Annotated in this window: 22 protein-coding genes; 12 read left to right on the top strand and 10 right to left on the bottom strand. The window is 42.8% G+C overall.

From position 1 onward, the window contains the following. The first annotated feature begins 106 nt into the window (after positions 1-106). From gltB to CPC19_RS01210, 4 genes are all read left to right on the top strand, one after another. Positions 107-4,576 (top strand): glutamate synthase large subunit, encoded by a 4,470-nt coding sequence (gene gltB, locus CPC19_RS01225; RefSeq protein ID WP_016390280.1) that lies wholly within the window; start codon positions 107-109, stop codon positions 4,574-4,576. Positions 4,577-4,605: 29 nt separating this feature from the next. Further along, positions 4,606-6,024: an FAD-dependent oxidoreductase gene (locus CPC19_RS01220; RefSeq protein ID WP_015004874.1), complete on the top strand. Its 1,419-nt coding sequence runs from the start codon at positions 4,606-4,608 to the stop codon at positions 6,022-6,024. A 61-nt stretch (positions 6,025-6,085) separates the two neighbouring features. Beyond that, a complete protein-coding gene (gene hemE / locus CPC19_RS01215) occupies positions 6,086-7,144 on the top strand; it encodes a uroporphyrinogen decarboxylase (protein WP_016390281.1) in 1,059 nt (352 codons plus the stop codon). A 39-nt stretch (positions 7,145-7,183) separates the two neighbouring features. After that, positions 7,184-7,480, top strand: coding sequence for a SelT/SelW/SelH family protein (locus CPC19_RS01210; protein ID WP_096910807.1), 297 nt, complete (start codon positions 7,184-7,186; stop codon positions 7,478-7,480). Between the two features lie 31 nt (positions 7,481-7,511). Here the strand turns inward: CPC19_RS01210 and CPC19_RS01205 are convergent, their stop codons facing one another. Both CPC19_RS01205 and CPC19_RS01200 read right to left on the bottom strand, forming a co-directional pair. Further along, positions 7,512-9,524, bottom strand: coding sequence for a tetratricopeptide repeat protein (locus CPC19_RS01205; RefSeq protein WP_016390283.1), 2,013 nt, complete (start codon positions 9,522-9,524; stop codon positions 7,512-7,514). Further along, positions 9,496-10,206, bottom strand: a complete 711-nt coding sequence (locus tag CPC19_RS01200; RefSeq protein ID WP_016390284.1) for a transposase — start codon at positions 10,204-10,206, stop codon at positions 9,496-9,498. Before CPC19_RS01200 ends, CPC19_RS01205 begins: the two co-directional genes overlap by 29 nt. 146 nt (positions 10,207-10,352) lie before the next feature. On the opposite strand from CPC19_RS01200, the gene CPC19_RS01195 reads away from it, so the two are divergent. The 3 genes from CPC19_RS01195 to CPC19_RS01185 all read left to right on the top strand — a co-directional run bounded on the left by CPC19_RS01195 (position 10,353) and on the right by CPC19_RS01185 (position 11,278). After that, positions 10,353-10,583: a type II toxin-antitoxin system PrlF family antitoxin gene (locus tag CPC19_RS01195; protein ID WP_015004879.1), complete on the top strand. Its 231-nt coding sequence runs from the start codon at positions 10,353-10,355 to the stop codon at positions 10,581-10,583. After that, positions 10,555-10,920, top strand: a complete 366-nt coding sequence (locus tag CPC19_RS01190; RefSeq protein ID WP_236610527.1) for a type II toxin-antitoxin system PemK/MazF family toxin — start codon at positions 10,555-10,557, stop codon at positions 10,918-10,920. The genes CPC19_RS01195 and CPC19_RS01190 overlap by 29 nt, the downstream gene beginning before the upstream one ends. Before the next feature lie 172 nt (positions 10,921-11,092). Continuing rightward, complete coding sequence (locus CPC19_RS01185; RefSeq protein ID WP_016390286.1) at positions 11,093-11,278, top strand: hypothetical protein; 186 nt, start codon at positions 11,093-11,095, stop codon at positions 11,276-11,278. A 45-nt stretch (positions 11,279-11,323) separates the two neighbouring features. On the opposite strand, the gene pilV is transcribed toward CPC19_RS01185, so the two are convergent. From pilV to CPC19_RS01165, 4 genes are read right to left on the bottom strand one after another with little or no spacing between them, the layout of a single operon-like run. Beyond that, the gene (gene pilV / locus CPC19_RS01180) at positions 11,324-13,300 is read right to left on the bottom strand and encodes a type IV pilus modification protein PilV (RefSeq protein ID WP_016390287.1); all 1,977 of its coding nucleotides are present in this window, start codon (positions 13,298-13,300) and stop codon (positions 11,324-11,326) included. A 28-nt stretch (positions 13,301-13,328) separates the two neighbouring features. After that, on the bottom strand, positions 13,329-14,642 hold the full coding sequence (locus tag CPC19_RS01175; RefSeq protein ID WP_016390288.1) for a PilX N-terminal domain-containing pilus assembly protein: 1,314 nt from the start codon (positions 14,640-14,642) through the stop codon (positions 13,329-13,331). A gap of 5 nt (positions 14,643-14,647) precedes the next feature. Then, the gene (locus CPC19_RS01170) at positions 14,648-15,304 is read right to left on the bottom strand and encodes a PilW family protein (protein ID WP_016390289.1); all 657 of its coding nucleotides are present in this window, start codon (positions 15,302-15,304) and stop codon (positions 14,648-14,650) included. Beyond that, a complete protein-coding gene (locus CPC19_RS01165; RefSeq protein ID WP_016390290.1) occupies positions 15,298-15,822 on the bottom strand; it encodes a GspH/FimT family pseudopilin in 525 nt (174 codons plus the stop codon). Before CPC19_RS01165 ends, CPC19_RS01170 begins: the two co-directional genes overlap by 7 nt. A 175-nt stretch (positions 15,823-15,997) precedes the next feature. Here CPC19_RS01165 and CPC19_RS01160 point away from each other — a divergent pair, with 175 nt between their 5' ends. Continuing rightward, positions 15,998-16,426 carry a type IV pilin protein gene (locus tag CPC19_RS01160; RefSeq protein WP_016390291.1) on the top strand — a complete coding sequence of 143 codons (429 nt, stop codon included), beginning with the start codon at positions 15,998-16,000 and terminating at the stop codon, positions 16,424-16,426. Between the two features lie 167 nt (positions 16,427-16,593). On the opposite strand, the gene CPC19_RS01155 is transcribed toward CPC19_RS01160, so the two are convergent. Together CPC19_RS01155 and CPC19_RS01150 are read right to left on the bottom strand one after the other, a co-directional pair. Further along, positions 16,594-17,721, bottom strand: coding sequence for a PilT/PilU family type 4a pilus ATPase (locus CPC19_RS01155; protein WP_015004886.1), 1,128 nt, complete (start codon positions 17,719-17,721; stop codon positions 16,594-16,596). Between the two features lie 24 nt (positions 17,722-17,745). After that, positions 17,746-18,783 carry a type IV pilus twitching motility protein PilT gene (locus tag CPC19_RS01150; RefSeq protein ID WP_096910734.1) on the bottom strand — a complete coding sequence of 346 codons (1,038 nt, stop codon included), beginning with the start codon at positions 18,781-18,783 and terminating at the stop codon, positions 17,746-17,748. Between the two features lie 123 nt (positions 18,784-18,906). Here CPC19_RS01150 and CPC19_RS01145 point away from each other — a divergent pair, with 123 nt between their 5' ends. The 4 genes from CPC19_RS01145 (at position 18,907) to CPC19_RS01130 (ending at position 23,177) form a co-directional block, all read left to right on the top strand. After that, positions 18,907-19,596: a YggS family pyridoxal phosphate-dependent enzyme gene (locus tag CPC19_RS01145; protein ID WP_016390292.1), complete on the top strand. Its 690-nt coding sequence runs from the start codon at positions 18,907-18,909 to the stop codon at positions 19,594-19,596. 33 nt (positions 19,597-19,629) lie between these two features. Then, positions 19,630-20,457 (top strand): pyrroline-5-carboxylate reductase, encoded by an 828-nt coding sequence (proC, locus tag CPC19_RS01140; protein ID WP_016390293.1) that lies wholly within the window; start codon positions 19,630-19,632, stop codon positions 20,455-20,457. Next, positions 20,457-21,011 (top strand): YggT family protein, encoded by a 555-nt coding sequence (locus CPC19_RS01135; RefSeq protein WP_016390294.1) that lies wholly within the window; start codon positions 20,457-20,459, stop codon positions 21,009-21,011. Before proC ends, CPC19_RS01135 begins: the two co-directional genes overlap by 1 nt. Positions 21,012-21,245: 234 nt before the next feature. Beyond that, on the top strand, positions 21,246-23,177 hold the full coding sequence (locus CPC19_RS01130) for a dynamin family protein (RefSeq protein ID WP_016390295.1): 1,932 nt from the start codon (positions 21,246-21,248) through the stop codon (positions 23,175-23,177). Here the strand turns inward: CPC19_RS01130 and trmB are convergent. Both trmB and thiS read right to left on the bottom strand, forming a co-directional pair. After that, on the bottom strand, positions 23,170-23,868 hold the full coding sequence (trmB, locus tag CPC19_RS01125) for a tRNA (guanosine(46)-N7)-methyltransferase TrmB (protein ID WP_015004892.1): 699 nt from the start codon (positions 23,866-23,868) through the stop codon (positions 23,170-23,172). The two genes, CPC19_RS01130 and trmB, sit on opposite strands and share 8 nt — an antisense overlap. 13 nt (positions 23,869-23,881) lie before the next feature. Then, positions 23,882-24,856, bottom strand: a complete 975-nt coding sequence (thiS, locus tag CPC19_RS01120) for a sulfur carrier protein ThiS (RefSeq protein ID WP_016390296.1) — start codon at positions 24,854-24,856, stop codon at positions 23,882-23,884. Between the last annotated feature and the right edge of the window lie 2 nt (positions 24,857-24,858).

Raw genomic sequence — 24,858 nt, 5'->3', positions numbered from 1 at the left:
GATATACTCTTCAAAATTGAAAATAATCTATCTGATTGGTATAATTATTAGCCGACTTGCGTAAGTAAGTTGTCTATTCAATAACTAAGCACATAAGGTTAACCGAGTGAAACATACCTCAATCCCTCAAGCGGGTTTATATGACCCTGCGTTTGAAAAAGACAGCTGCGGATTTGGACTCATTGCGCACATTGATAACAAACCGAGCCACTGGCTGATTAAGACGTCCATCGATTCGTTAGCTCGATTGACCCACCGTGGCGCCATCGCAGCAGACGGCAAGTCAGGTGATGGCTGTGGTTTGCTCCTTAAAACGCCAGAAAAATTCTTTCGTGCAAAAGCACAAGAGCTTGGCGCGACACCGACAGAATTGTTCGCTGTTGGCATGGTCTTTTTAAGCCAAGATGCGTCTAAGGCTGAGCAAGCAAAACTAATCCTTAAAGAAGAAATAGAAAAAGAAGGGCTCACTGTTATTGCCTGGCGAACTGTGCCAACCAATACAGAAGCATGTGGTGAACAAGCCTTAGCAACATTGCCTTGTATTGAGCAGGTATTTGTCAATGCCAAAGAGGGAATGAATAATGCAGCAATGGATTGTTGCCTATATATTGCAAGACGTCGTGCTGAAAAGCGGATAGAACAAAACGACGAGATGTTTTATGTGGCGAGTTTGGCTTCAAATGTCATTTCTTACAAAGGCTTGGTAATGCCAGAGTTTTTACCGGTTTTTTACCCAGACTTAAATAATCCAGAACTGGAAAGTTCACAATGTGTTTTCCATCAGCGATTTGCAACCAACACATTTCCACAATGGCGTCTAGCTCAACCGTTTAGGTTTCTGGCACATAATGGTGAAATTAATACTATTCGCGGTAATAGAAGCTGGGCGCAAGCACGTAGCTATACGTTTGAAACGCCTTTAATACCTAATATGGATGATATTCGACCTTGGGTTTCGTCCGTAGGCTCAGACTCAAATAGTCTGGATAATATGGTGGATGGTCTGATTGCTGGCGGCATGGATATTTTCCGTGTTATGCGCCTGCTTGTCCCACCAGCATGGCAAAATGTTCACACTATGGATCCTGAACTGCGTGCTTTCTATGAATATTCATCGATGCATATGGAGCCTTGGGATGGCCCTGCAGCCATTGTGCTGACAGATGGTCGTCATGTAGCGTGTTGTCTCGATCGAAATGGCCTACGCCCTGCTCGTTATGTGATTACTAAGGACCGTCATATCACCCTGGCATCTGAGGTGGGCGTGTATGATTATAAGCCAGAAGACGTTGTGCAAAAAGGTCGCTTAAAACCGGGCGAAATGTTAGCTGTGGATACAGAAAAAGGCGAACTGATTACACCGAAGGAAATTGACGACCGTTTAAAGGCTCGTCAACCGTACAAGGCATGGTTAGCTGAGCACACTAAAAAACTATGTACAGAAAGAGATGATGATCCGCTGACTTTGGCGCCATTAGATAAAGCAACTTTACAGGTGCATGAAAAACAGTACCAGTTGACTTTTGAAGAGCGAGATCAAGTACTTAAAGTGTTGGCAGAAGCAGGCCAAGAAGCAATTGGTTCAATGGGTGATGACATCCCCATGCCTGTTTTATCAACTAAAATTCGTAGCTTGTATGATTATTTTAGACAGCAGTTTGCACAAGTAACGAACCCGCCTATTGACCCTTTGCGTGAGCAAGTGGTTATGTCATTGATGACAAGCTTTGGTCGGGAAAAAAATCTATTTGAAGAGTCGGCCGAACATGCGCACCGCTTAGAAGTGGGTTCACCGGTCTTATCAGCATCAAAATTTGATGCACTGCTGTCAATGACAGATTCGTCATATAAAAGCGCGGTTATAAGTTTGCAATATGACTTGTCTGTGTTTAATTTAGAAAGTGCTATTCAGCATATATGTCAGCAAGCTGAGGAAAAAGTTCGTGAAGGTAATGTTGTTATTGTCTTAAGTGACAGAGGGTTAGCAGCGGGCTTTTTACCAGTACATGCCTTATTAGCGACGGGTGCTGTACATCATCATTTGGTCAACGTTGGTTTGCGTTGCCAGTCAAATATTGTTGTTGAGTCGGCTACGGTCCGAGATCCACACCAGTTTGCAACGCTTATTGGTTACGGTGCAACGGCTGTTTGTCCGTATCTTGCCTATGAAACGCTGAACGACATGCTGGAAACGGGCGATATAACTGGTATTGAAGAAGATGTGTTGGCTCAGAATTACCGTAAGGGTATCAATAAAGGGCTGTACAAAATACTATCTAAAATGGGTATTTCAACAATTGCTAGCTATCGTGGCTCGCAGTTATTTGAAATTGTTGGGCTGCAATCGGCAGTTGTTGATACCTGTTTCAAAGGAACCACCAGCCGCATTGAAGGGGTTGGTTTTGAAACGCTAGAAAATGAGCAAAAACAACTCTCTAAAGTAGCTTGGAACCCACGAAAAAGTACTGAACAAGGCGGTTTGTTGAAATATGTTCATGGGGGGGAGTATCACGCTTATAACCCAGATGTTGTCAACTCTTTACAACAAGCGGTCCGTTCAGGTGATATTAGTAAATACCGTCTGTATGCTGATGAGGTGAATCACCGTGCACCTGCCTCCATTCGCGATATGTTTAGCTTGAAGTTAGATGAGAAAAAAGCTATTTCTATCGATGAAGTAGAGCCCGCAGAAGGCTTGTATACACGTTTTGATACAGCTGCAATGTCATTGGGTGCGTTGTCACCTGAGGCGCACGAAACATTAGCTATTGCAATGAATCGTTTGGGTGGCCGTTCAAATTCTGGTGAAGGGGGTGAAGACCCTGCAAGATTTGGCACTGAAAAGCTGTCAAGAATAAAACAAATTGCATCAGGGCGCTTTGGTGTAACACCACATTATTTAGTTAATGCCGATGTCCTGCAAATTAAGGTTGCTCAAGGTGCTAAGCCAGGCGAAGGTGGGCAGTTGCCGGGGGATAAAGTTAATAAAATGATTGCAACGCTGCGCTACTCTAAGCCAGGCGTTTCACTTATTTCACCACCACCACACCACGATATTTATTCAATTGAAGATTTGGCTCAGCTTATTTTTGATTTGAAACAAGTGAACCCAGAAGCCCTTGTGTCGGTTAAATTGGTTTCAGAAGCGGGTGTTGGAACGATCGCCGCGGGTGTTGCTAAATGCTATGCCGATTTAATTACGATTGCGGGTTATGACGGCGGTACAGGTGCCAGCCCACTAACCTCAGTACGTTATGCTGGAGCACCGTGGGAGTTAGGGTTAACTGAAACGCATCAAACATTGCTTGCAAATGATTTAAGAGACAAAGTTCGTCTGCAAACAGATGGGGGGCTAAAAACTGGTCTAGATGTTATTAAAGCGGCTATCTTAGGTGCCGAAAGCTTTGGTTTTGGTACTGGCCCAATGGTTGCTATGGGGTGTAAATACCTTCGTATTTGTCATCTTAATAACTGTGCGACAGGCATTGCGACACAAGATAATGTACTTCGCATGAAGCATTATCACGGAGAAGTAGAGTATGTGATGAACTACTTCCGCTTCCTTGCTCAAGAGGTGCGCGAATGGTTAGCGAAACTGGGCTTTAAAAAACTTGAAGACATCATTGGCCGAACAGATTTGCTTGAGCAAATTGAAGGACTAACAGATAAGCAAAGTGGCTTAAAACTACAGCCTATCTTGGATTATATTCCGGGAAATGAAACGAAAGCACAGCACTGCATTACGCCACAAAATGATCCGTTTGACGATGCCGCATTTGCTGAAGGAATAGTGGTAGATGTGCTGCCAGCAATCGAAGCAAAAGCGGGTGGTTCGTTTAGATATACGATTAGTAATATTCACCGGTCTATTGGTGCTCGCGTATCAGGTGAAATCGCGAAACGTTATGGCAATAATGGTATGAACGATGCCCCTATTGATATTCACTTTAGCGGTTCAGCAGGCCAAAGTTTTGGTGTGTGGAATGCGGGTGGTCTAAATATGACACTTGAAGGCGATGCGAATGATTATGTTGGTAAAGGTATGGCCGGTGGTAAACTGGTTCTAAAAGCACCAGCAAATAGCATGTTCGATAGTCATGATTCAACCATCATGGGTAATACCTGCTTATATGGCGCTACCAATGGTAAATTATTTGCAGCTGGCCTAGCAGGAGAGCGTTTTGCTGTTAGAAACTCTGGCGCAATAGCGGTTGTTGAAGGCATTGGAGACCATGGTTGTGAATACATGACAGGTGGTGTTATTGCTGTCTTAGGAGAGGCCGGCATTAACTTCGGGGCAGGAATGACGGGTGGCTTTGCATTTGTATTGGACGAGTCACGTACGTTTGTCGACAGATATAACCATGAATTGGTAGATATTCATCGTGTGTATACAGAGTCAATGGATGCACATTGTGGCTATTTACGCCGTTTAATAGAAGAGTTTACAGTCGAAACAGGCAGTAAAAGAGGTCAAGATATACTTGATAATTTTGCTGATTATATACAACACTTCTGGCTGGTTGCACCTAAAGCGGCTGACGTTAAATCGCTATTAGATTCAATAACCTCATAAGAAGTTTAACGTAGAGAAACACAGATAAAATGGCTAATAATTTTCAATTTGTTGACGTACCTCGCATTGACCCAATAAAGGTGCCTGCGAATCAAAGAAAACAAGAGTTTAAAGAGATTTATGGTGAGTTAGATGCAGAGCAAGCAGCCGATCAAGCTGATCGTTGCCTACACTGTGGAAACCCATATTGTGAATGGAAATGCCCCGTGCATAATTACATTCCAAATTGGCTTAAACTGATTTCAGAAGGTAAGGTTATTGAAGCGGCCGAGCTGTCGCATAAAACTAATTCATTACCGGAAATTTGTGGACGCATTTGCCCACAAGATAGGTTGTGTGAAGGCTCCTGTACGCTAAACGATGAATTTGGTGCTGTTACTATTGGCTCTATTGAAAAATATATTTCTGATGAGGCTTTCAAACAAGGCTGGCGCCCAGACCTATCAACGGTCAAACAGACGGGTAAACGCGTAGCGATTATTGGTGCAGGACCGGCCGGTTTAGGGTGTGCCGATATTCTTGCTCGTAATGGTGTAAAGCCGGTGGTTTATGACCGTTACCCTGAAGTAGGCGGACTATTAACTTTTGGGATACCTCCGTTCAAATTAGAAAAAAGCGTGGTGAAAAACCGTCGTGAAATTCTAGAAGGTATGGGTGTTGAGTTTATATTAGAGACAGAAATTGGCAAAGATGTGCCATTTCAGCAATTACTAGACGAGTACGATGCTGTTTTCCTAGGGATGGGTACTTATAAATTTATGAAAGGTGGTTTTCCAGGTGAAAACTTAGAGGGCGTGCATGAGGCACTTCCATTCTTAGTGTCTAATATCAACCGCTTGATGGACTTAGAAGGCGTTAATACCATCATGGGCGATGAGTTCATCGACATGAAAGGGAAACGAGTTGTGGTGCTCGGTGGTGGAGATACGGCGATGGATTGTAACCGTACAAGTATTCGTCAAAATGCACAAGAAGTGACTTGTGTTTACCGTCGTGATGAAGAAAATATGCCGGGCTCTCGTCGTGAAGTAGCAAACGCAAAAGAAGAAGGTGTTAACTTTCTTTGGAATCGTCAACCGGTAGAAATTATTGGTAAGGACAAGGTTGAAGGCATTAAATTAGTGACCACCGAGTTAGGTGAGCCAGATGCACGCGGCCGACGTAGCCCTGTTGTAATACCAGGCACGGAAGAAATCGTACCGGCTGATAGTATTATTGTGGCTTTTGGTTTTCAGCCAAGTCCAATGCCATGGTTTGCAGATTTTGGTATAGATCTTGATGAGCGTGGCCGTGTGATAGCACCAGAGCATAATGAATTTGGTTATCAGACCACCAATGAAAAAGTATTTGCTGGCGGCGATATGGTTAGGGGGTCGGATCTTGTTGTTACGGCTGTTTACGAAGGTCGTGAGGCCGCCCAAGGCATCCTTGATTACTTAAACATATAGTCTTCATTACCCTATTTTAGCAACGCCAATACACGGCTTTTACACTTAAGAGTATTAAATAATGACCACGTTAAAAAATGATTTAATGTTAAGAACATTGCGTGGTGAAAAAACAGAGCGTACGCCTGTTTGGATGATGCGTCAGGCGGGCCGATATTTGCCTGAATACCGTGCGACACGCGCTCAAGCGGGGAGTTTTTTAGATCTGTGTAAAAATGCAGAGCTTGCTTGTGAAGTCACTTTGCAACCGTTGGAACGTTATCCAATGGATGCAGCGATCCTATTTTCCGATATTCTGACAATCCCAGATGCGATGGGTTTAGGCCTTTATTTTGAAGAAGGCGAAGGCCCTCGGTTCGAACGTACTGTGCAAACGGCAGCGGATATTGACAAGTTATTTGTACCCGATCCGAATCAAGAACTTCAGTACGTAATGAACGCTGTTTCAACCATTAAAAAAGGGTTGAATGGTGCTGTTCCACTAATTGGTTTTTCCGGTAGCCCATGGACCTTAGCTTGTTACATGGTTGAAGGAAGTGGGAGCAAGAACTTCGCAAAAATTAAACGCATGATGTACGATACCCCCGAGTTGATGCATCGTTTGCTCGACATCGTTAGTCAATCGGTAATAAGCTATCTACAAGCTCAAATTGAAGCGGGCGCACAAATAGTCATGGTGTTTGATACCTGGGGCGGTAACTTATCAACAAAAGATTATGAAACATTTTCTTTAGCCTATAGCCGAAAAATTTCACACGCCCTACAAGCAACAAACCCAGGCGTACCACGATTATTATTTACTAAAGGTGCGGGTGTTTGGCTAGAAACTATGGCGGATGCTGGCTATAACGGCTTAGGAGTTGATTGGACAACAGATTTAAAGCTAGCACGAGAGCTCACGAAAGATAGCGTTGTACTGCAAGGGAACCTTGACCCAACAAGCTTGTATGCTAGCCCAGAAAAAATCCGTCAAAAAGTACGTGACGTATTGGCCGATTATGGTCACGGGCATAAACATATCTTTAACCTAGGGCACGGAATACTACCTGACATTAATCCAGAGCACGTGAAGGCGATGATTGATGAAGTACATCAAAGTAGCCCCGCGTACCATCAATAATATTATTTTTGGTTTATAGTTTACTGACGGGTGACTGAATTGGACTACGACGATAAACCCAGAATAGAAATACAGTATTGCACCCAATGCAGGTGGTTGTTACGTGCGGCCTGGTTAGCACAGGAGTTACTGACAACGTTTGAAGAAGAGCTCGGTGGTGTTACTTTAATACCAGCCAGTGGTGGTACATTTGAAATCACAATCAATGGCAAGCAGTTATGGTCACGAAAATTAGAACAGCGCTTTCCAGAAGCGAAAGAAATAAAGCAGCGAGTGCGTGACGAGCTATGTCCTGATAAGTCATTAGGGCATTCAGATATTAAAAAGCCTAGCTAGACAAAAGGGCCACGGTTAACTGGCAAGTCGTTTAAGTTTTTTTATTACGTATTAGCTCAATAGTTTGTTTTAATTGAATGATACGTTGAGCGTATTTTGGTACTCGCCCAGCAGAAGACCGTTGAATATTGTCCAACAGCTTTTCAGATTCATCCAATCGGTTTAAGCCAATTAATGCATGGGCTTGCATCAGCACAAAACGAGGGTTGTTCGGGTTAAGTTTAATACCTGTATTAGCGGTTGCTAAAGCATCAGCAAAACGATTTTGTTTCATTCTAATCGCAAACAAATGCACTAACGAATAATAGCGGTGTGCAGATTTACCCTTTGGTTTGTCAATTAAAGCTTGTAGCCAGCTGGCCACATCATTTGCTTTAGATAAACAACGTTCATTACCAGACATCACACACTTAATGGCCACGTCTAAGGCTCGAATGCCCCATGCACCCATTGGTTTTTGATGGATAATGTTAACAATATAATCTGAGCGGGCAAGTTGTAGAGAGTCTAGTTGGGTTTCAAGTTGAGTAAATGAGTCGGGTGTTACCATGCTTAAACTGATTAAAAACCCAGCTTCTTCAGGCGATAACTCAGCAGCGCGTAAGTAATAGGCATAAGCACCCTCAAAGTTTTTTTCGCGTTTACGTAAAATTTCGCCACGCAAATATTGGCTACTTGGTGAGTCGGGGTGATTGACCGCAAGGCTTTCAATTAAGGTAGATTCACTACTCCAATAATGTGCACGCTGGAAGGTACCAAAACCAAGGCAAAAAATAACAAGAAAAATCATGCAGATCCTTAAACCGTTCGGTATTTTGCTTGGTAACGCAAATAACAATAAATAGCTAATGGCTAACAAAGGCCCTAGAGCAGGCAAATAATTTCGGTGTTCATGGATAATCTCTAGTGGAAAAACGCTAGACTCGAGACTATGACCTACTAAAAACCAAAGTACAGCAAAGGCAAACACAGGGAAGCGTTTTCGCCAAGCAATGGATAGTATCAATAAAATAATAATGCCAATAATGCTAGGCAAGGTGGTCCAAATTGAAAATAAATCTGAGCTGAGCTTAAAATCATCATGAAATAAGCCCATGGTTTGTATATCTGGAACAATAATCATTGACAGGTAAAACCATAAAACACGTGGTTCGGTTAATACCCGTTCATAAAAAGTGAAAGGGCGTCCTCCATAACCGCCTGTAATAAAACTGGGATGTTGAAACCAATATAAAAGTCCGGCTAAGATTGGTAAGCCAAGGAAAATAATAAAAAACCAACGGACTTTTTTAATTGTTTGTTGGCTAGAATGTAATTGAGTCAGTAGCGTGAACTCTAAAGCCCCAATATAAACAGGCAGTAACGCAGCATTTTCTTTACATGCTACGCCTAGCACCGTACCAGCAATTAAACCCAGACACATCAGGGATAGGCCCTGTGCAGGTTGTTTCTCGAGCGAGAGACGGCCTACTACATAAAGACAGGTGCCCATCAACATAAACATACTGGCCATACTGGTCATGCGCTGAACAACATATAAAACACTGGTTAGTAAAAAAGCATGTAATGCCCAAATCAATGTGCCGCTAATGGCAAAGGCCACGCGAGGGTTAGATAAGCGGGACTGTTGTGCCCAGCTCGTATGGCAAACACTTGGCCATAATAAAGTGAGTAGCCAGAAGACAAGGCCGGAATTTATGCAGTGAATAGCAATGTTAAACAGCTTAAAGTGAATAGACTTGAAACCATCGGCAAAGTAATAATTTAATCCAAAAGAGAGAGCAGGGATGATGCGCTTTAAAGGCCCGCTTTCATTCGATAGCGTTGAGCGAATAATATTTTGTTCGTTGAGATCATGAATAGGAACATTAGGGTTCTCAAGAATATTCAGTTGATCATCAAAAACAAATGGACCATTCCAGCCAGGCGCATATGCTATAAAAATAACCAGGCAACAAATGCTCCATAACACAAGCGGTGAAGCTAAGGGATTAGTCATTTTAGAAATCAAGGGGTCAGCCAGCTTGATTTTTAAAAGATTCACTTTTTCTATCTCCTCCGTGCGTGCTAAGTTTCGTTGTTCTAGAAACTAATGGTCTGATTTTTTTATGAAAGTTTTCGCTGCCATAAGCTTCACCCGCAATAGTTGCTCTTGTGATTTTTTCTTCCTGGTGGGTTATATCGAGTCGATTAAATAATTCTTTATAGTGCTTGCATCTTATATCGGGGTTGTAACCTAACGCGCTATATAAGCTGTGCTCAGTAATTAACTTATCCTCCACCGCTAATGCATTATGTGAGTAGCTTGACCATCTATAGTCACAAGGGTTGGTCACAATATCCGCTTTAACAGGGTTCATCTCAATGTATTTGTATAAACTAAAAAGATAAGAGTCACTGTCTACTAGGCAAGACTTATAGCGGCCCTCCCATAACGTGCCAGTTCGTTTATGTAACGCATTGTAATAACGAACATACCGGTTAGCCATCGCCTGCATAAAAACAGCTAATTGCTCCTTGCTATCAGGTGTAATTAGCAAATGTAAATGATTTCTCATAATGACGTAAGCATGCAAAGAACAACCTGATTTTTCCAAACCATGGGCAATATCATCCTTAACTCTCAACATATCATCTTCAGAATTAAAAATATCTTGCCGGTTATTACCACGGTGCATAATATGCAATGGTTGATTGGGGATAACGAGTCGAGGAAGTCTTGCCATAAGTTGACTCTAACGGATAAGAGGGTTTAAATCAAGCTGGCTGACCCCTTGATCTCTTGATTACTTGCAAGATTTGATGAATGGATTATAATTAACCAATATAGTAATGGGTAATACTAGTATTACCAGCAGGCAAAGGAGCTATTATGCAAACAGCGACGAGTAAACTAACAAAGAAATACCAAGCAACAATACCAGAACCAGTAAGAAAGCTACTGCATTTGAAAATGGGTGATGAAATTGCCTTTGATATAAAAAAAGACGGTGTTCACTTACGTAGAGCAAGAGCAGTAGATATAGCCTTCACGCAAAGCCTAGAAAACACGTTGAGCGAGTGGATGACGGAAAATGATGAAGAGGCATATAGTGACCTTTAAGGCATTTGATGTCGTCGTTGTACCGTTTCCATTTACAGACCGGACAACAACAAAAAGGCGGCCAGCGTTAGTCCTATCAAATGAAAATACATTTAATCGCAAGGTGGGGCAATCTGTGTTAGCTATGATAACTAGCGCTAAAAACTTAGATTGGCCACTAGATACCAATATTCAAGATTTAGATGCAGCAGGCCTACCATCGGATTCGGTAGTACGAATGAAGCTGTTCACATTAGACGATAGACTGGTTCTTCGTAAGGCAGGGCAATTGAGCAGCAGGGATAAACAAGCAGCTCAAGCGGCTCTTCAAGAATTACTAGATGTTGAGTATAGCTGATGGTTATTATTCCTATGCATTACCACCATTAGTTGAGAAAAAAGCCATAGGATCAAGCTGGCTGACCCCTTGATTCCCCGGCTTAAATCCATCGATAGAACAATCAGGCAGTAGTATTAACCGATCGCGGTTATCCAAAATGGGCTGCGCACGATTACGAAAGTCGCTCTATATGCCTGCTTTAGTCGCCGTTAGGCATAACCCGCTCATGAGGGCTTTATACGAACGCTTACAAGCCAAAGGAAAACCAAAAAAGGTGGTATTGGTGGCGGTGATGCGAAAACTATTGGTACTCGCTTATGGAGTGTTAAAATCAGGTAAACCGTTTGATATTAATTATCAACAACAGACCATTTAGGCTTGTTTTTTAAGACAGTATCTGACCCCTTGATTCTCTTGTCCTTTACAAAGGAGGTTGATCACATGCGAAGCTAGCGAAATTATGAGTGGTGTTTGTAGTTAACCCAGAAGCACCAAAAGCATCAGAAGACCCGCTACACCTCTTGGTTTTTTGTCCTGTTTTGATATTAACAGCTATTTGGATAGTGCCTGTCCATGGGGAATTAAAGGAGCAGGTGTATGTGCTTGGGTTGCCCTGTAAATTACAATCACCAGCAGGACTAATAGTAGGCGAGCCTGTATTGCCTAGTGGGTAAGTGATTTCATAAGTGCCAGAAACTGTAATGGCGCCAGCGCTTGCGCCGACATTGACAGTTAAAGTATCGTCAAGGTTATTTGGAGAGGGTGATGTCGCAACGACTTGTGTTAAGCCGTGGTTATCATCGCGCATAGTTGTTGTAATATCAGCTCCTGGTGTCGCTTGGTTTAACGCTGAAGCCCAGCCACGACTGAATGTTCCGTAATAATCATTGACAGGGTCTACTACTGTATCAGCGTCTTCGTTTGTTACAGTAACATTTGTTGGCGTATCTGATGCCCAAGCGGCTAATAGTGTTAAATTAACTTCAGCAAAAGGGATGACTTCTAAGCGGTCTGTTTTACTGGCGCTTTGTACGTAAGTTAAATAACTGGCTGGATTTGGGTTGCCGCCTACATCATAGACGTTATCAATATAAATACCCCTAGCCTCTAGTTGTTGTTGTGCCCCAAGGGTCATGCTGACGGGTGATCGTAATGCTGGCTTTGTTGGAGTGCCTCCTACAGATGCAACATTGTTAAGTATAAAGTTTTTTTGATAATCAACGTAGTCGGTTTGAAGTTGGTTACCATCAGCCAAGCTTGCTCGATCCATAACGGTGATATCTTTTAAATTCCAATCTTGAAAGGCTCTGAAAACGCCATCGATACGCTTTAACCGGCAGGACTCGACGTATTCTTCACCTACAGTCGCTATACTTCCATCGGCTTTATAATGAGGGTGGTCACCAGTAGTTGTACCGGCTACATATTTAATAGGTGAAGCTGTTGCATCGTGATGGTCTCTGCAGCAAACGGTGCAGATGTTTTCAGCATCACTATCATTATTAGTTTCTGTTGCTGTTGCCTTATTAATCTCATAACCTAACTCATCGTCACGATTTACGCCATCCCAGAGGACATGGCCTGGTGTATAGCCTAAGTCATTAGATGTTAATTCACAGTTGCAGCTAGCAGTTATGAACTCTTCTTTGCGGTCTGCAATAAAGTCACTGCCATCTTGGTGGTAAGTCACTACTTCAAACTGTACAAGCGTATTTTCGTCGGATACCACGTCAGGCAAGGGTTTACTTGTTTGACGCAGTTTTCCTGAGTCAACATCAATATTAATAACATCAGGTGCGCCTAGGGGGTTGTATTTAGCAACAGGGCCTGGGGTGCCCACAGAGGATGGTGAGCCACCTAATGATGTATGTGATAAGTCATACGCATGGATGAATGTATCAAATGACACTACATTATTAGTATCATCACCTACTCCATCCCAGCTTACTACGACATGGGCTAATTTAAATGCAACATCAGGTGCGACAGCATTTGTTGTGGCAATTTGATTTACGCCATTGTAATAATAGTTATCTGTTGTCCAGCTCAAATTAAAAACATCGTTTCCACTATTAATGGGGCCTGGTTGTATTCGGCCCCCCTCATTATCTGCAATGTTGTTAAATGCTAATGATAGTGGGTATTTTAAGCTAGTGACTGAGTTCACAGCTAAGTCATTCCAGTCGTCTAAGGTGCTTATTTCTACAAAGCGGCGCAAGTCGTCAATCTTTTTTTGCGCAATGTTGGCAGCTATAGAGCGTTTATTGGCATCGCTACCACTTCTGAGTAAGCTAGTCTGTAGCTTTGATACGGCTAAAATACCAATGGCAAGTACAAGTACGGCAATCATTACTTCAATTAGGCTAAAGCCACGGCTTTTTGATGTGTGTAAAGTCATAATGTAATTCCTAATCAGGTACTTTTAATTATGGTTGTATATCTGTCCAACTGTATTTTTGTTTAGCTAGCCCAAGGTTAGAGAGGTCCTCTACTATAGAGCCGAGAACAAACTCATCGTAGACTTGTGCATATCCACCAGTCGTAAGCTTTGTGGAGTCTTCAGCTAATAAGGAGCCGTGGACCTTAACACCACCATTTAGTGTAACGTCACTAAGGCCAAGAGCAATGCCGTAAAAATCTGAGTTAGCGTTTATTTTTAAATGACCACTGACAACAAGAATAAGAGGTCCGTCTCGGCTACCAATGATAGAGTTCGATGGCATAGTGCAGTCACCATCGACGGTTACAATTTTCGATGTGCTCCAACCGCTGGCAAGTGCTTGGAGTCCAGAGCAGTTTGTCAGTTCTACGTCGGCTATATTTACAACGTCTTGAAATGAATCGAAGTTGGGGAACAGGTAGCTGAGAACAGATGCTGGGAAGTCACCAGGGTCTGCTTGGACAATATCGTAGTTAACATTGCCAGGTTCGCTTAGTTTATCGCCATCGCAATCACAAAACTTCCATGAATCGGTGTCATCTAAAGTTTCTGAGCAAATATCACCGCTGTTGTCTAAGAATGCGTCCAATTGGCAAGTCTGCCACGAGCCTAGGCCGCCCGAAGTGTCAAAGGTAGCGACCCATGCTGAAACAGGAACGCCTTTTCCACCTCCGTTGGGGTCAGCAACAATAGTGAAAGTACCGCCCAGCTCAATAATTGGGGTCATAACCGGGGGAACCTCTTCTGAGGTTAGCAGTGTTATTTGAGTATAAGAGATTTGGGCGTAGGCATTACCTGTGCCGTCTAGGCTCTCACCTGTTCCAATGGCGGTCATAACATTGCCTGAATTGGTGTAGGTTAAATACGTGTTTGAAACAACGCCGCTACTCAAATCGACAGCCGTTGGTGTGGCCCCGAGTTGTAAAGGCTCAATGGTTGTTAGCGTTGTTAAGTCGTTATCGTAGGCTAAATTATAAGTGTCACTGCCATTTGTGCAAGGGAAAAGGCTGGTATATCCACCTACGCACTCAACCCAAGGGTAAGTGCCGCCAACAGTACCGTCATATAGCCCTGTATTCTCATTTATAAAGGCTGCAGCTTGCTCTAAAGCGGCATCAGCAGCAGCCTGTGCCTCTTTATGTCTATATTCATTTGCTGATATACGTTGATCCATTACGCCAACTCGTGCTGCAAATACTGTAATGAGTGTCACGCCAATAAGGAGAATAATAGAAACCAGAAGTGTGGCAACGCCTTTTTGGTTATTTAATGAGGGCTGGATCTTGTTGAGTTTCATCATAAGCCTCAGTCTTTAGGGTCTTCGTTTCTAATGCGAATGGTTTCTGTAATCGTTCTTCTTGGGTCATTTGCATCGGAACTGTGGGGCAAGTCTGTTGTGCCTGTTAAAGTAATGGTGACGTCATAAACGCTAACGCCTTGTGTAGTTGTTAGGGCCGTTAAACCACTCACGTTGTTTGTGTTTGCGCTTCCTGAAAAATCAAAATCTAGGGTTGTAATATTGGCTATATTGGTTTCCGTTAAAGGTTGTCCACCGATGGATGGTGCGCAAAGAGTTGTATTCCAGTAGATAATATTATCCGACCTTAGTTGGAAGGCAAATAAATCCTTAGATGCGTCAAAAGAACCATCTGTTGTGTCAGAGTCGTACGAATAATTTAAGCAGTTGTTCGCAAAGTCAAAGTCTAGCTTATCCATATAATTCTTATCAGTCGAATTAAAAGAATAGCCATGCCTTTTTATTTCATCTACCATTAAGGTCATAACTCCCCTTAATTCTTGGTTAAGACGAATCATGCGAATGTTTTCATTGCTACTACGTACATTAGTTGAAAAAACGCTAATTATTACGGCAGTAATGAAAAGACCTAATACCAAAGCAATTAGCATTTCAATTAAAGTAAGCCCTGTTTGATTGGAGTCCTGGTGATGGTTAGTTAGCATGATGGGTATCCTCCAATCCCTGTATCAGAACAAATTCTAGAGCGACCAGTTATTGAAAGAACCACATTTGTATCAGCTGAACCGATTGAAAAGGTTGCTGTCCCTGCATCATTCAGGTTTACGAATCCTCTAATAGGGTCAAATTCGGCTGTGTCACTTCCAAACGTCCATGTGCTTGAAACATTAGGAAAATCACTGGCTTTAACAACGCGCTCTACTCCGTCTATGTCGCAATCATTAGCAGTAGTGCAATCGCAAGTTACTTCCTCTTTCATGCCGTAGCACCAATTTGTAGTTCCTTTGTTTTTAAAGGAAATACGTATAACTTTATTGCGTTTAATGGTCTCAGTTTTAGCAAATAACAAGTCGCTGTGTAATAAATCTGTAGCACCTACTATTTTTCTACGTTCAAGGATTTCAAAAAAAGATGGCGCGGCCAAAGCAAGAAGAATTCCCAATATCACAACAGTGATAAGTAGTTCAATTAGCGTAAAACCCTTTTGTCTGTTTTGATCCATCTACAAAGCTCTCCTAGTTACGGTTAATTATAGTAGTGATGCTTAGGTTGGCAAGGGTTATGATATACCGCTTGTCTTGATAAAATAGCCGTTTGTCGTGTTGTGTGCTATTTTTTAAGAAAAATCAGATAATTTGACTTTCTAATTACATAATTAAATGCACGGGAGCTGCGCAATGATTAAAAAACCTTTGTACGGATTCACCTTAATAGAGTTGATGATTGTAGTGGTAATTATTGGCGTATTGGCAGCGATAGCGGTACCTGCTTATCAAGACTATGGGAAGCGTGCGCGACGTGCGGATGCAAAGCAAGCTTTGTTGGATGCGCGTTTAAATCAAGAAAAATGGCGTGCTAATAACTCTAGTTATGCGTCAACTACCGTCAGCGTTTGGAGTAAAGATGTAGTAGGAAACGTTGGCAAGAGCCTAGATGATCATTATGACATTGAGGTGCAATCGGCTACAGTAACTCAATACTCGATAACCGCGACGCCAGTTTCCGGTGGGTTTCAAGACGGTGATGATTGCGGTACGTTTGCTATTGACGTGAATGGGGAAGATTACACTGGCAGTTATGCAGGTGAGAATTGCTGGGACCGATAACTATTTGATTTAAATAAACCCCCCCGTCAATTGACGGGGTTTTTGTTGTTCGTTAGCAAAGAGTTTTCTAGTTATATGTTGGGCTTCCTTTGTCGGCAACTGCTTCTGCATTCATGCAGTTGTCAGCGCCAACCTACGATATAAGTTGTTTGGTGGAGAAAGCTTGCTCACCCATCATAATTATCAATCAACTCCATACCACTGTCGTTATCATCATCGGGGTTTTTAGCTTTTGCATCACCCAGCTTGATCATTAAGCGCACCTCGTTGCTGGAGTCGGCGTAATTAATGGCATTTTCGTAGCTGATGTCGCCGCTGGCATAGAAGCCGTACAGTGCCTGGTCAAACGTTTGCATGCCTTGTTCGGTAGAGTTTTTCATCAGCTCTTTTAGTTTATGAATATCACCTTTTCTGATGAAGTCAGAGGCTAACGGTGTGTTAAGCATAATTTCAATCACTGCTTTTCTGCCTTTGCCATCGATGGTGGGTACAAGTTGCTGCGCGATCATGGCCTTTAGGTTGAGCGATAAATCCATAAATAATTGCTTGTGCGCTTCTTCAGGGAAGAAATGAATAATACGATCAAGTGCTTGGTTGGCGTTATTAGCGTGCAAAGTGGACAGGCATAAATGCCCCGTTTCAGCGAAGGTCATAGCGTGCTCCATGGTTTCGCGACTACGAATCTCACCAATTAGGATGACATCGGGTGCTTGACGCAACGTGTTTTTAAGCGCAACTTCATACGATTCGGTATCTATGCCTACTTCGCGTTGCGTAATGACACACCCCGCGTGTTCATGCACATACTCAACAGGGTCTTCAATGGTGATGATATGGCCGGAACTGTTTCTATTACGGTAGCCAACCATCGCAGCTAAGGACGTTGATTTACCGGTGCCGGTTGCGCCCACGAAGATAATGAGCCCGCGTTTTGTCATTGCCAATTCGTCTAAAATTGGTGGAAGGTTGAGTTCTTCAGAGGTTGGGATGGTGGTTTCGATTCGACGTAAGACCATGCCAGCATCGTCTTTTTGTATAAATGCGCTGACACGAAAACGGCCAATATCTGGGCGTTGAATGGCAAATTGGCACTCTTTGGTCTCTTCAAACTCTTTTTTCTGATCATCGGTCATGATGCTTTTTACGATGTCTAAAGACTGGCTAGCGCTTAAGCGTGTTTTTGATACTTGCTGTAGCGCTCCATTGACCTTAATGGTGGGAGCCCAACCAGATGTAATAAATAAGTCAGATGCTTTTTTATGAACAACGAGTTGTAAAAGTGCATCAAAATCCATATTAAATTCTCCTTTATATACTATCTAGCTAAATGCTTTTTTGTCGGCGGCTTTCATTCGGGCATCTTGTCTTGTAATGACACCGGCTTGAACAAGCTCTGTTAAGTGTTGATCGAGGGTTTGCATACCATCTTTACGACTGGTTTGTATGGTGGAATACATTTGTGCAATTTTATCTTCTCGAATGAGGTTTCGGATAGCCGCAGTGCCGGTCATGATTTCCCATGCGGCAATTCGTCCACCACCAATTTTTTTCATTAAGGTTTGTGCAATAACAGCACGAAGTGACTCGGATAACATGGAGCGAACCATGCCTTTTTCACCCTCGGGGAATACATCAATAATAAGGTCAATGGTTTTGGCAGCAGAGCTGGTGTGTAAAGTACCGAAGACCAAGTGGCCTGTTTCTGCCGCGGTTAACGCAAGGCGAATGGTTTCAAGATCTCGCATTTCGCCGACTAGAATAATGTCGGGGTCTTCACGAAGCGCAACACGTAAGGCTTCACTAAACCCATGTGTATGCTTGTGTACCTCACGTTGATTAATAAGGCATTTTTTACTTTTATGTACGAATTCGATAGGGTCTTCAATGGTGAGAATGTGTTCGTATACATTATCGTTTTTATAATCCATCAAAGCCGCTAGTGTGGTCGATTTTCCTGACCCTGTTGGCCCTGTTACCAGCACAATGCCACGAGGAACATTAATGATTTCTTTAAAAGATTGGGGGCAATTTAAGTCTTCTAGGGTAAGAATATCAACGGGAATAGTTCTAAATACAGCAGCAGCTCCACGGTCTTGATTAAAGGCATTAACACGGAAGCGAGCAGTGCCGGGCAATTCGAAGGAAAAATCGACTTCAAGAAACTCTTCAAAGTCACGGCGCTGTTTATCGTTCATGATGTCATAAATCATTGCATGAACTTCTTTATGCTCAAGCTCAGGCATATTGATTCGTCGAATGTCGCCATCCACTCGAATCATAGGAGGTAAACCAGCTGAAAGGTGTAAGTCAGAGGCGTTATTTTTGGTGCTAAAGGCTAATAAATCTGAAATATCCATGTGTTAAATCCGTTTGCCCCAGAGAGCTCAGTTATTTGTATAATGAAACGTCTAGAAAATACTACTATCATTAGTGCAAGTAAATCTAGTACGTATTCTAAGTATAGGCACGAATCTTAAATAATGCTTCCTTTATTACAACGATACTATACACAACAGGCGCTGATTGCAGATTTAGAGCAAACGCATTGTTCATCGGTTAAATTATTAGCAGTTAGTAAAACTCGCCCTGCGTGTGATGTGGCAGTGCTGTACAGTGCAGGGCAGCGTGATTTTGGTGAAAACTATTTACAGGATGCGCTGAAAAAACAACAGGTATTAGCGCATTTAGATATTTCATGGCACTTTATTGGGCCTATTCAGTCAAATAAAACCCGCGACATTGCGCGCTATTTTAGCTGGGTACACAGTGTAGACCGGTTAAAAATAGCGACTCGTTTAAATCAGCAGCGACCGGCTTATCTGCCGCCGCTTAATATTTGTTTGCAAGTGAATGTTGATGAAGAAGAAACCAAGTCAGGCTTTTATTTAGATGAGTTGTTAGGCGTTATTGAACCAATATTATCATTGGAAAACATTCGGTTACGAGGGCTTATGGCTATTCCCAAAGTAGATAAGCCGATAGCTGAGCAGCACGCATCGTTTAGGAAAATGGCACAGGTAAAAAAAGAAATTGAGCAAACATTTGATATTAGCTTGGATACGCTTTCGATGGGAATGAGCGGCGATTTACAGGTGGCCGTTGCAGAAGGAGCAACAATGGTGAGAGTAGGCACCGCTATTTTTGGCGAAAGACTAAAAAATACGGTTTAATGGCGTTTATAAAATTTAAGATTAAGTGAGAGTATGAATACAAAACAGATTGGATTTATTGGCGGTGGCAATATGGCCAGCAGCTTAATTGGTGGGCTTGTTAGTAATGGTTACCCAGCCGATAAGCTAACCGTTGTTGACCTAGATAGTGAAAAACTGAGCTATTTAAACCAAACATTTGGGGTTAATACCTTACAAGACAGCAAAGAGCTAGCCACTAAAGCAGATGTTTTGGTATTAGCAATAAAACCCCAACATATGCAATCGGTTGCACAAGATTTAGGGCAGGCGATACAGGATAAATCCCCTGTTGTGGTATCTATTGCAGCCGGTATCCGAGTGGAGGCCCTTGATCGTTGGTTAGGTGGTCATGTACCGATTGTTCGTTGTATGCCTAATACGCCAGCGCTGGTTAAAACAGGGGCGACAGGGCTTTATGCAAATGCTCAAGTGACGGAAAACCAAAAAGACTTAGTGGAATCCCTGTTACGTGCAGTTGGAGTGACTGTGTGGGTGGAAGAGGAGCATGAGCTGGATGCGGTGACAGCCTTGTCAGGTAGTGGGCCAGCCTACTTTTTTATGATCATGGAAGCGTTGGAGGCGGCAGGAATAAAGGCGGGTTTGAGCCAAAAAACAGCGCAATTATTAACACAAGAAACAGCTCTAGGTGCGGCAAAAATGGCGCTAGAGTCGAGTGAGCCAGCAAGTGTATTGCGTCAACGCGTGACCTCACCTGGAGGCACAACGGAGCGTGCTATAGGTATTTTGGAAGAGCAGGGGCTAAGGGATATTTTGCAGGCTGCGCTGTTGGGAGCAAAAGAACGCTCAATCGAGTTATCTGACGAATTGGGAAATAACTGATGCCAGAAGGATATTTGTCAAACCCATTGATGCTGATTATAAATTCGTTGGTAGGTGCGTATATTTTCGTGTTAGTACTTAGGGTGCTACTGCAATATACAAATGCGGACTCAAGAAACCCGGTGTCGAGCTTTATTATTAAAGCAACACAGGTACCGCTGACAGTACTAAAGCCGATTTTCCCTACCGTTAAAGGGCTTAACCTATCGGCTATTGTGTTGATGTTGGTTTTGCAGATGCTAATAGGTTTTTTAGCCATGAGAGGGCAACCGGATGTTTGGGTGGTTTTTATTTGGAGTTTGACAGAACTCATTAGCACCATTATTAATGTTTTTATTTATAGTATTTTCGCAACCGTTATTTTAAGTTGGATAAACCCGGGTGCCCATAATCCGGTGGTCAGCTTGTTATATAAAATAACAGAGCCCGTATTGACGCCTTTTCAGCGCTTGATTCCACCAATGGGCGGTATAGATTTTAGCCCGATAGCGGCCTTGTTAGCGCTGCAGGTATTAAAAATGTTACTACTACCACCGCTTTTTGCTTTGATATAGCAAGGGACGCACTTGGGAGAATACGCGCGGCTAGTGCTACTGCCGAGTTGGTACGTGCTTGCCGCTAATGTATCGATTATCTTGGCAGTTTTCCCTCAAGGTATAAAAGATTATTAGCGCAAACGCCCTAGTGTGCATCGGCAGCCATCGTGCTGTCAGAACTTTTCAAATAATCATCTATACTTTTAAGAAAGCTTTATGGAATAAGCCGGCTAAATAAAGGGTGGTTAACAAATGAACCTTGATGCACAACTTCGCAGTTATGACCTATGGAAGCAGTCAATGACTGACTCTATAAAGGTTTATCAGCATTGGTTAGATGAGATGAGTCTTACGGATACAGAGACAGAGTTGATGTTGATTAAAAATTTGCGATTGATAGAAAAAGATACGATTACTATCGCTTTTGCAGCTGAGTTCTCGCGAGGCAAAACAGAGTTAATTAATGCATTATTTTTCTCGTCTGCGGGGATACGTTTATTACCATCGAGTCCAGGCCGGACAACAATGTGCCCGACGGAGCTTTTTTATGACCGCAAAGCGGCGCCTTATCTTAGGTTGTTAGATATTGAAACGCGTGCCAACGACACCTCGATAGAAGATTACAAAAGAGACCCAAAACACTGGGTGCATATTGAGCTTGACGACGATTCACCTGAAAAAATGCAAGATAGTTTTTTGCAGTTATTAAAAACAAAAACGGTGTCAGCAGCACATGCAAAAGAGCTAGGACTGGCGACTGAAGAGGTTGAAGGTGAGGTGACGATTCCTGCTTGGCGTCATGCGTTGGTGAGTTTTCCGCATCCGTTATTAGAAAAAGGGTTAACCGTGCTCGATACCCCCGGTCTAAATGCATTAGGCAGCGAGCCAGAGCTAACCTTAAGTATGTTACCGAATGCTCAAGCAATGATTTTTGTTTTAGCTGCGGACACGGGTGTGACACAAAGTGATATGGCGATGTGGAAACAATATGTGCAAGGGTATAGTAATAAGCATCCACATAGTTTGGCGGTGGTGCTGAATAAAATTGATACGTTAAGCGATGAATTAATGAGCGATGATGAATGGACTCAGTCGATTCATAAGCAAACATTGGAAACGGCAGGTTTATTAAATCTAGATGAGCAAGTTGTTTTTCCCCTATCAGCCAAACAAGGGCTGATAGGCAATATTAAAAAAAACCAACAGATGATTTCAGCAAGCGGCATACAAGGCTTGGAAAGCTTTCTGTCAGATAGAATACTCAGCTCACAAAAAGAGATTCTTCAGCATAAGGTCATTAGTGATGTTGTCGACAGCATGAAGTTAGCTAACAGTGTACTCACCAGCCGATTACAGCATGTTGTGAACCATACCAATGAGCTGAACGGGTTTTATAGTAAGAGTGAAGAAGCAACGGCGGAATTATTATTAGAAACGCGAAAAGAGCAAACGGCTTATAAGCAAAACTTAGCGCACCTAAAAACCAGCCGGCATATTTTTTATACGCAAATAGCGGACTTATTAGAAGTGGTTAACCCAAAACGTGTGTCGTATCTTATTGATGAAGGACGCGAGCAAATGAGTAAAAGCTGGACCAGTGTTGGTATTCGTCAAGGTATGAAAAGTAGTTTTGAAGGGTTAAATTCGCTGTTGAACGAAACACTGAGTACCACACAAGCGAGTATTAAATTACTGGATGCTATCTATAAGCGCTTTAAAGATGAGCATAACCTCGATGTGGAGCAAGCAGCGCGATTTGATATTAAGGTCTATCAACAGCGATTGGATAAACTGCTTCGAGATGGCTTAGAGTTTAGTAGTAGTTCGGAGGCTGCGTTAACCGAACAAAATACACTTACAAAACGTTTCGTTAATACCGTTGGAGCGCAGGCGATATCAATCTTTGAACAAGCGCAAGCTGATATTAATCGCTGGAAATCGATGGCGCTGGCTAATTTAATTAGGGAAGTAAGTGAGCAAAAAAAACTGATGGAAAGTAAGTTGGATAGCTTGCGAAGTGTATCGGCAGGAAAAAATGAGCTAGACGACAAGATTGCTAACAACAGAGCATTAGAAACGGAGATAAAGGAACGACAAGCGCAGCTTTTGCATATGATGGATCAAATTAATATATCGGCAGAGAGCTTGGAGGTAGAAAAAAGTGTACGTCAGGAGGCTATTTAAGGGTCTTTGTGATAAAAATCATATCCCACACGCCATGGCCTAAACGTAAGCCTCGGTTTTCAAATTTCGTTAATGGCCGAGAGTCCGGACGTTCAGCATAATTTGGCTCAGTTGAATTAATAAATCCTGGATGAGCGTTTAACGTTTCCATCATGTGTTCGGCATAGTTTTCCCAGTCTGTTGCAGCATGAAATCGCCCGCCTGTTTTCAGTTTAGAGTGAATCAGGGTTAAAAAACTTGTTTGAACAATGCGGCGTTTATGATGCCTTTTTTTGTGCCAAGGGTCGGGGAAAAAAAGCTGCACGCAGTCGAGACTATGGTCAGGAATAGCGTGCTGAAGTACCTCAATAGCATCGGTATCAAAAAGACGAATATTAGTCAGCTTCTTCTCTAAAACGATGCGCAATAAATGCCCAACACCAGGCCTATGCACTTCAATACCGATAAAGTTTCTGTCTGGGTTATTCTCAGCCATGGTGGCTAAGCTTTCACCATTACCAAAGCCTATCTCTAGTGTTACAGGGTGGTTATTAGCAAACAGTGAATTTGGCTCAATAAGAAGGGCCGGATCCAAGCCATATAATGGCCAGCCTGTTTTAATGGCGCTGTCTTGTCCGGGCGTCAAACGGCCTTCACGTTTTACAAAACTGCGAATGCGTCGTAAGAAGTTGGGGTTGGTTTCGTTGCTCATGAATAAAGCTCGGTTAAATTAAACCATCCAACGGTGAGGAGGCCGACGCATATCGGCGGCGAGGCATACGACCAGCCAAGAAGGCTTCACGTCCGGCCTGCACGGCTTTTTTCATAGACGATGCCATTAGTACAGGGTTATTTGCGTGGGCAATAGCTGTGTTCATTAGAATGCCATCGCAGCCCAATTCCATACCAATGGCAGCATCAGACGCGGTACCGACGCCAGCATCAACAATAATGGGTACCTTAGCATTTTCGATGATGGTGAGAATATTGTATGGGTTACGAATACCCAAGCCTGAACCGATTGGAGCGGCAAGTGGCATAACGGCTACACAGCCCATCTCCTCTAGCCGTTTAGCAATAATAGGGTCGTCGTTGGTATAAACCATTACGTCGAAACCTTCCTTAACGAGAATGTCAGCAGACTCTAAGGTGGCAGTAATATCAGGAAATAGGGTTTTTTCGTCGCCTAATACTTCTAATTTGACCAGTTTATGCCCACCTAATAGTTCACGTGCAAGGCGGCATGTTCTAAGAGCATCTTTAGCGGTATAACAACCGGCTGTATTGGGTAAAATAGTGTATTTATCAGGGGAAATAACATCGAGTAAATTAGGCTCGCCAGGGTTTTGACCAATATTCGTCCGGCGAATGGCTACCGTGACGATCTCAGCGCCGCTCATTTCGATAGCCGCCTGGGTTTCTGCCATATCTTTATATTTGCCCGTGCCCACTAGTAATCTAGAGGAAAAAGATTGGCCAGCAATAACAAGGTCATCGGGTTGACCGCCACCAATGGCTTGTACGACTTCCACAGTATCTCCTTCTTTAAGTTGAATGGTATTAAACTGGTCGGCGGGCTTTATTTCTTCATTCAGTTCAATAGCAATACGCTTGCCGAACAGGCCCATTTGTTGGATCAGTTGCTCTAAGGTTGTTTTATCGTCACAGCTAAAACTTTCGCCGTTAAGTTGAATATTCATCA

Source organism: Cycloclasticus sp. PY97N (genome assembly GCF_002443175.1).
GTDB classification, from domain to species: domain Bacteria; phylum Pseudomonadota; class Gammaproteobacteria; order Methylococcales; family Cycloclasticaceae; genus Cycloclasticus; species Cycloclasticus pugetii.
Note: the sequence above shows the minus strand (reverse complement) of the source record. Positions and strands in the feature narration are given on the sequence as shown.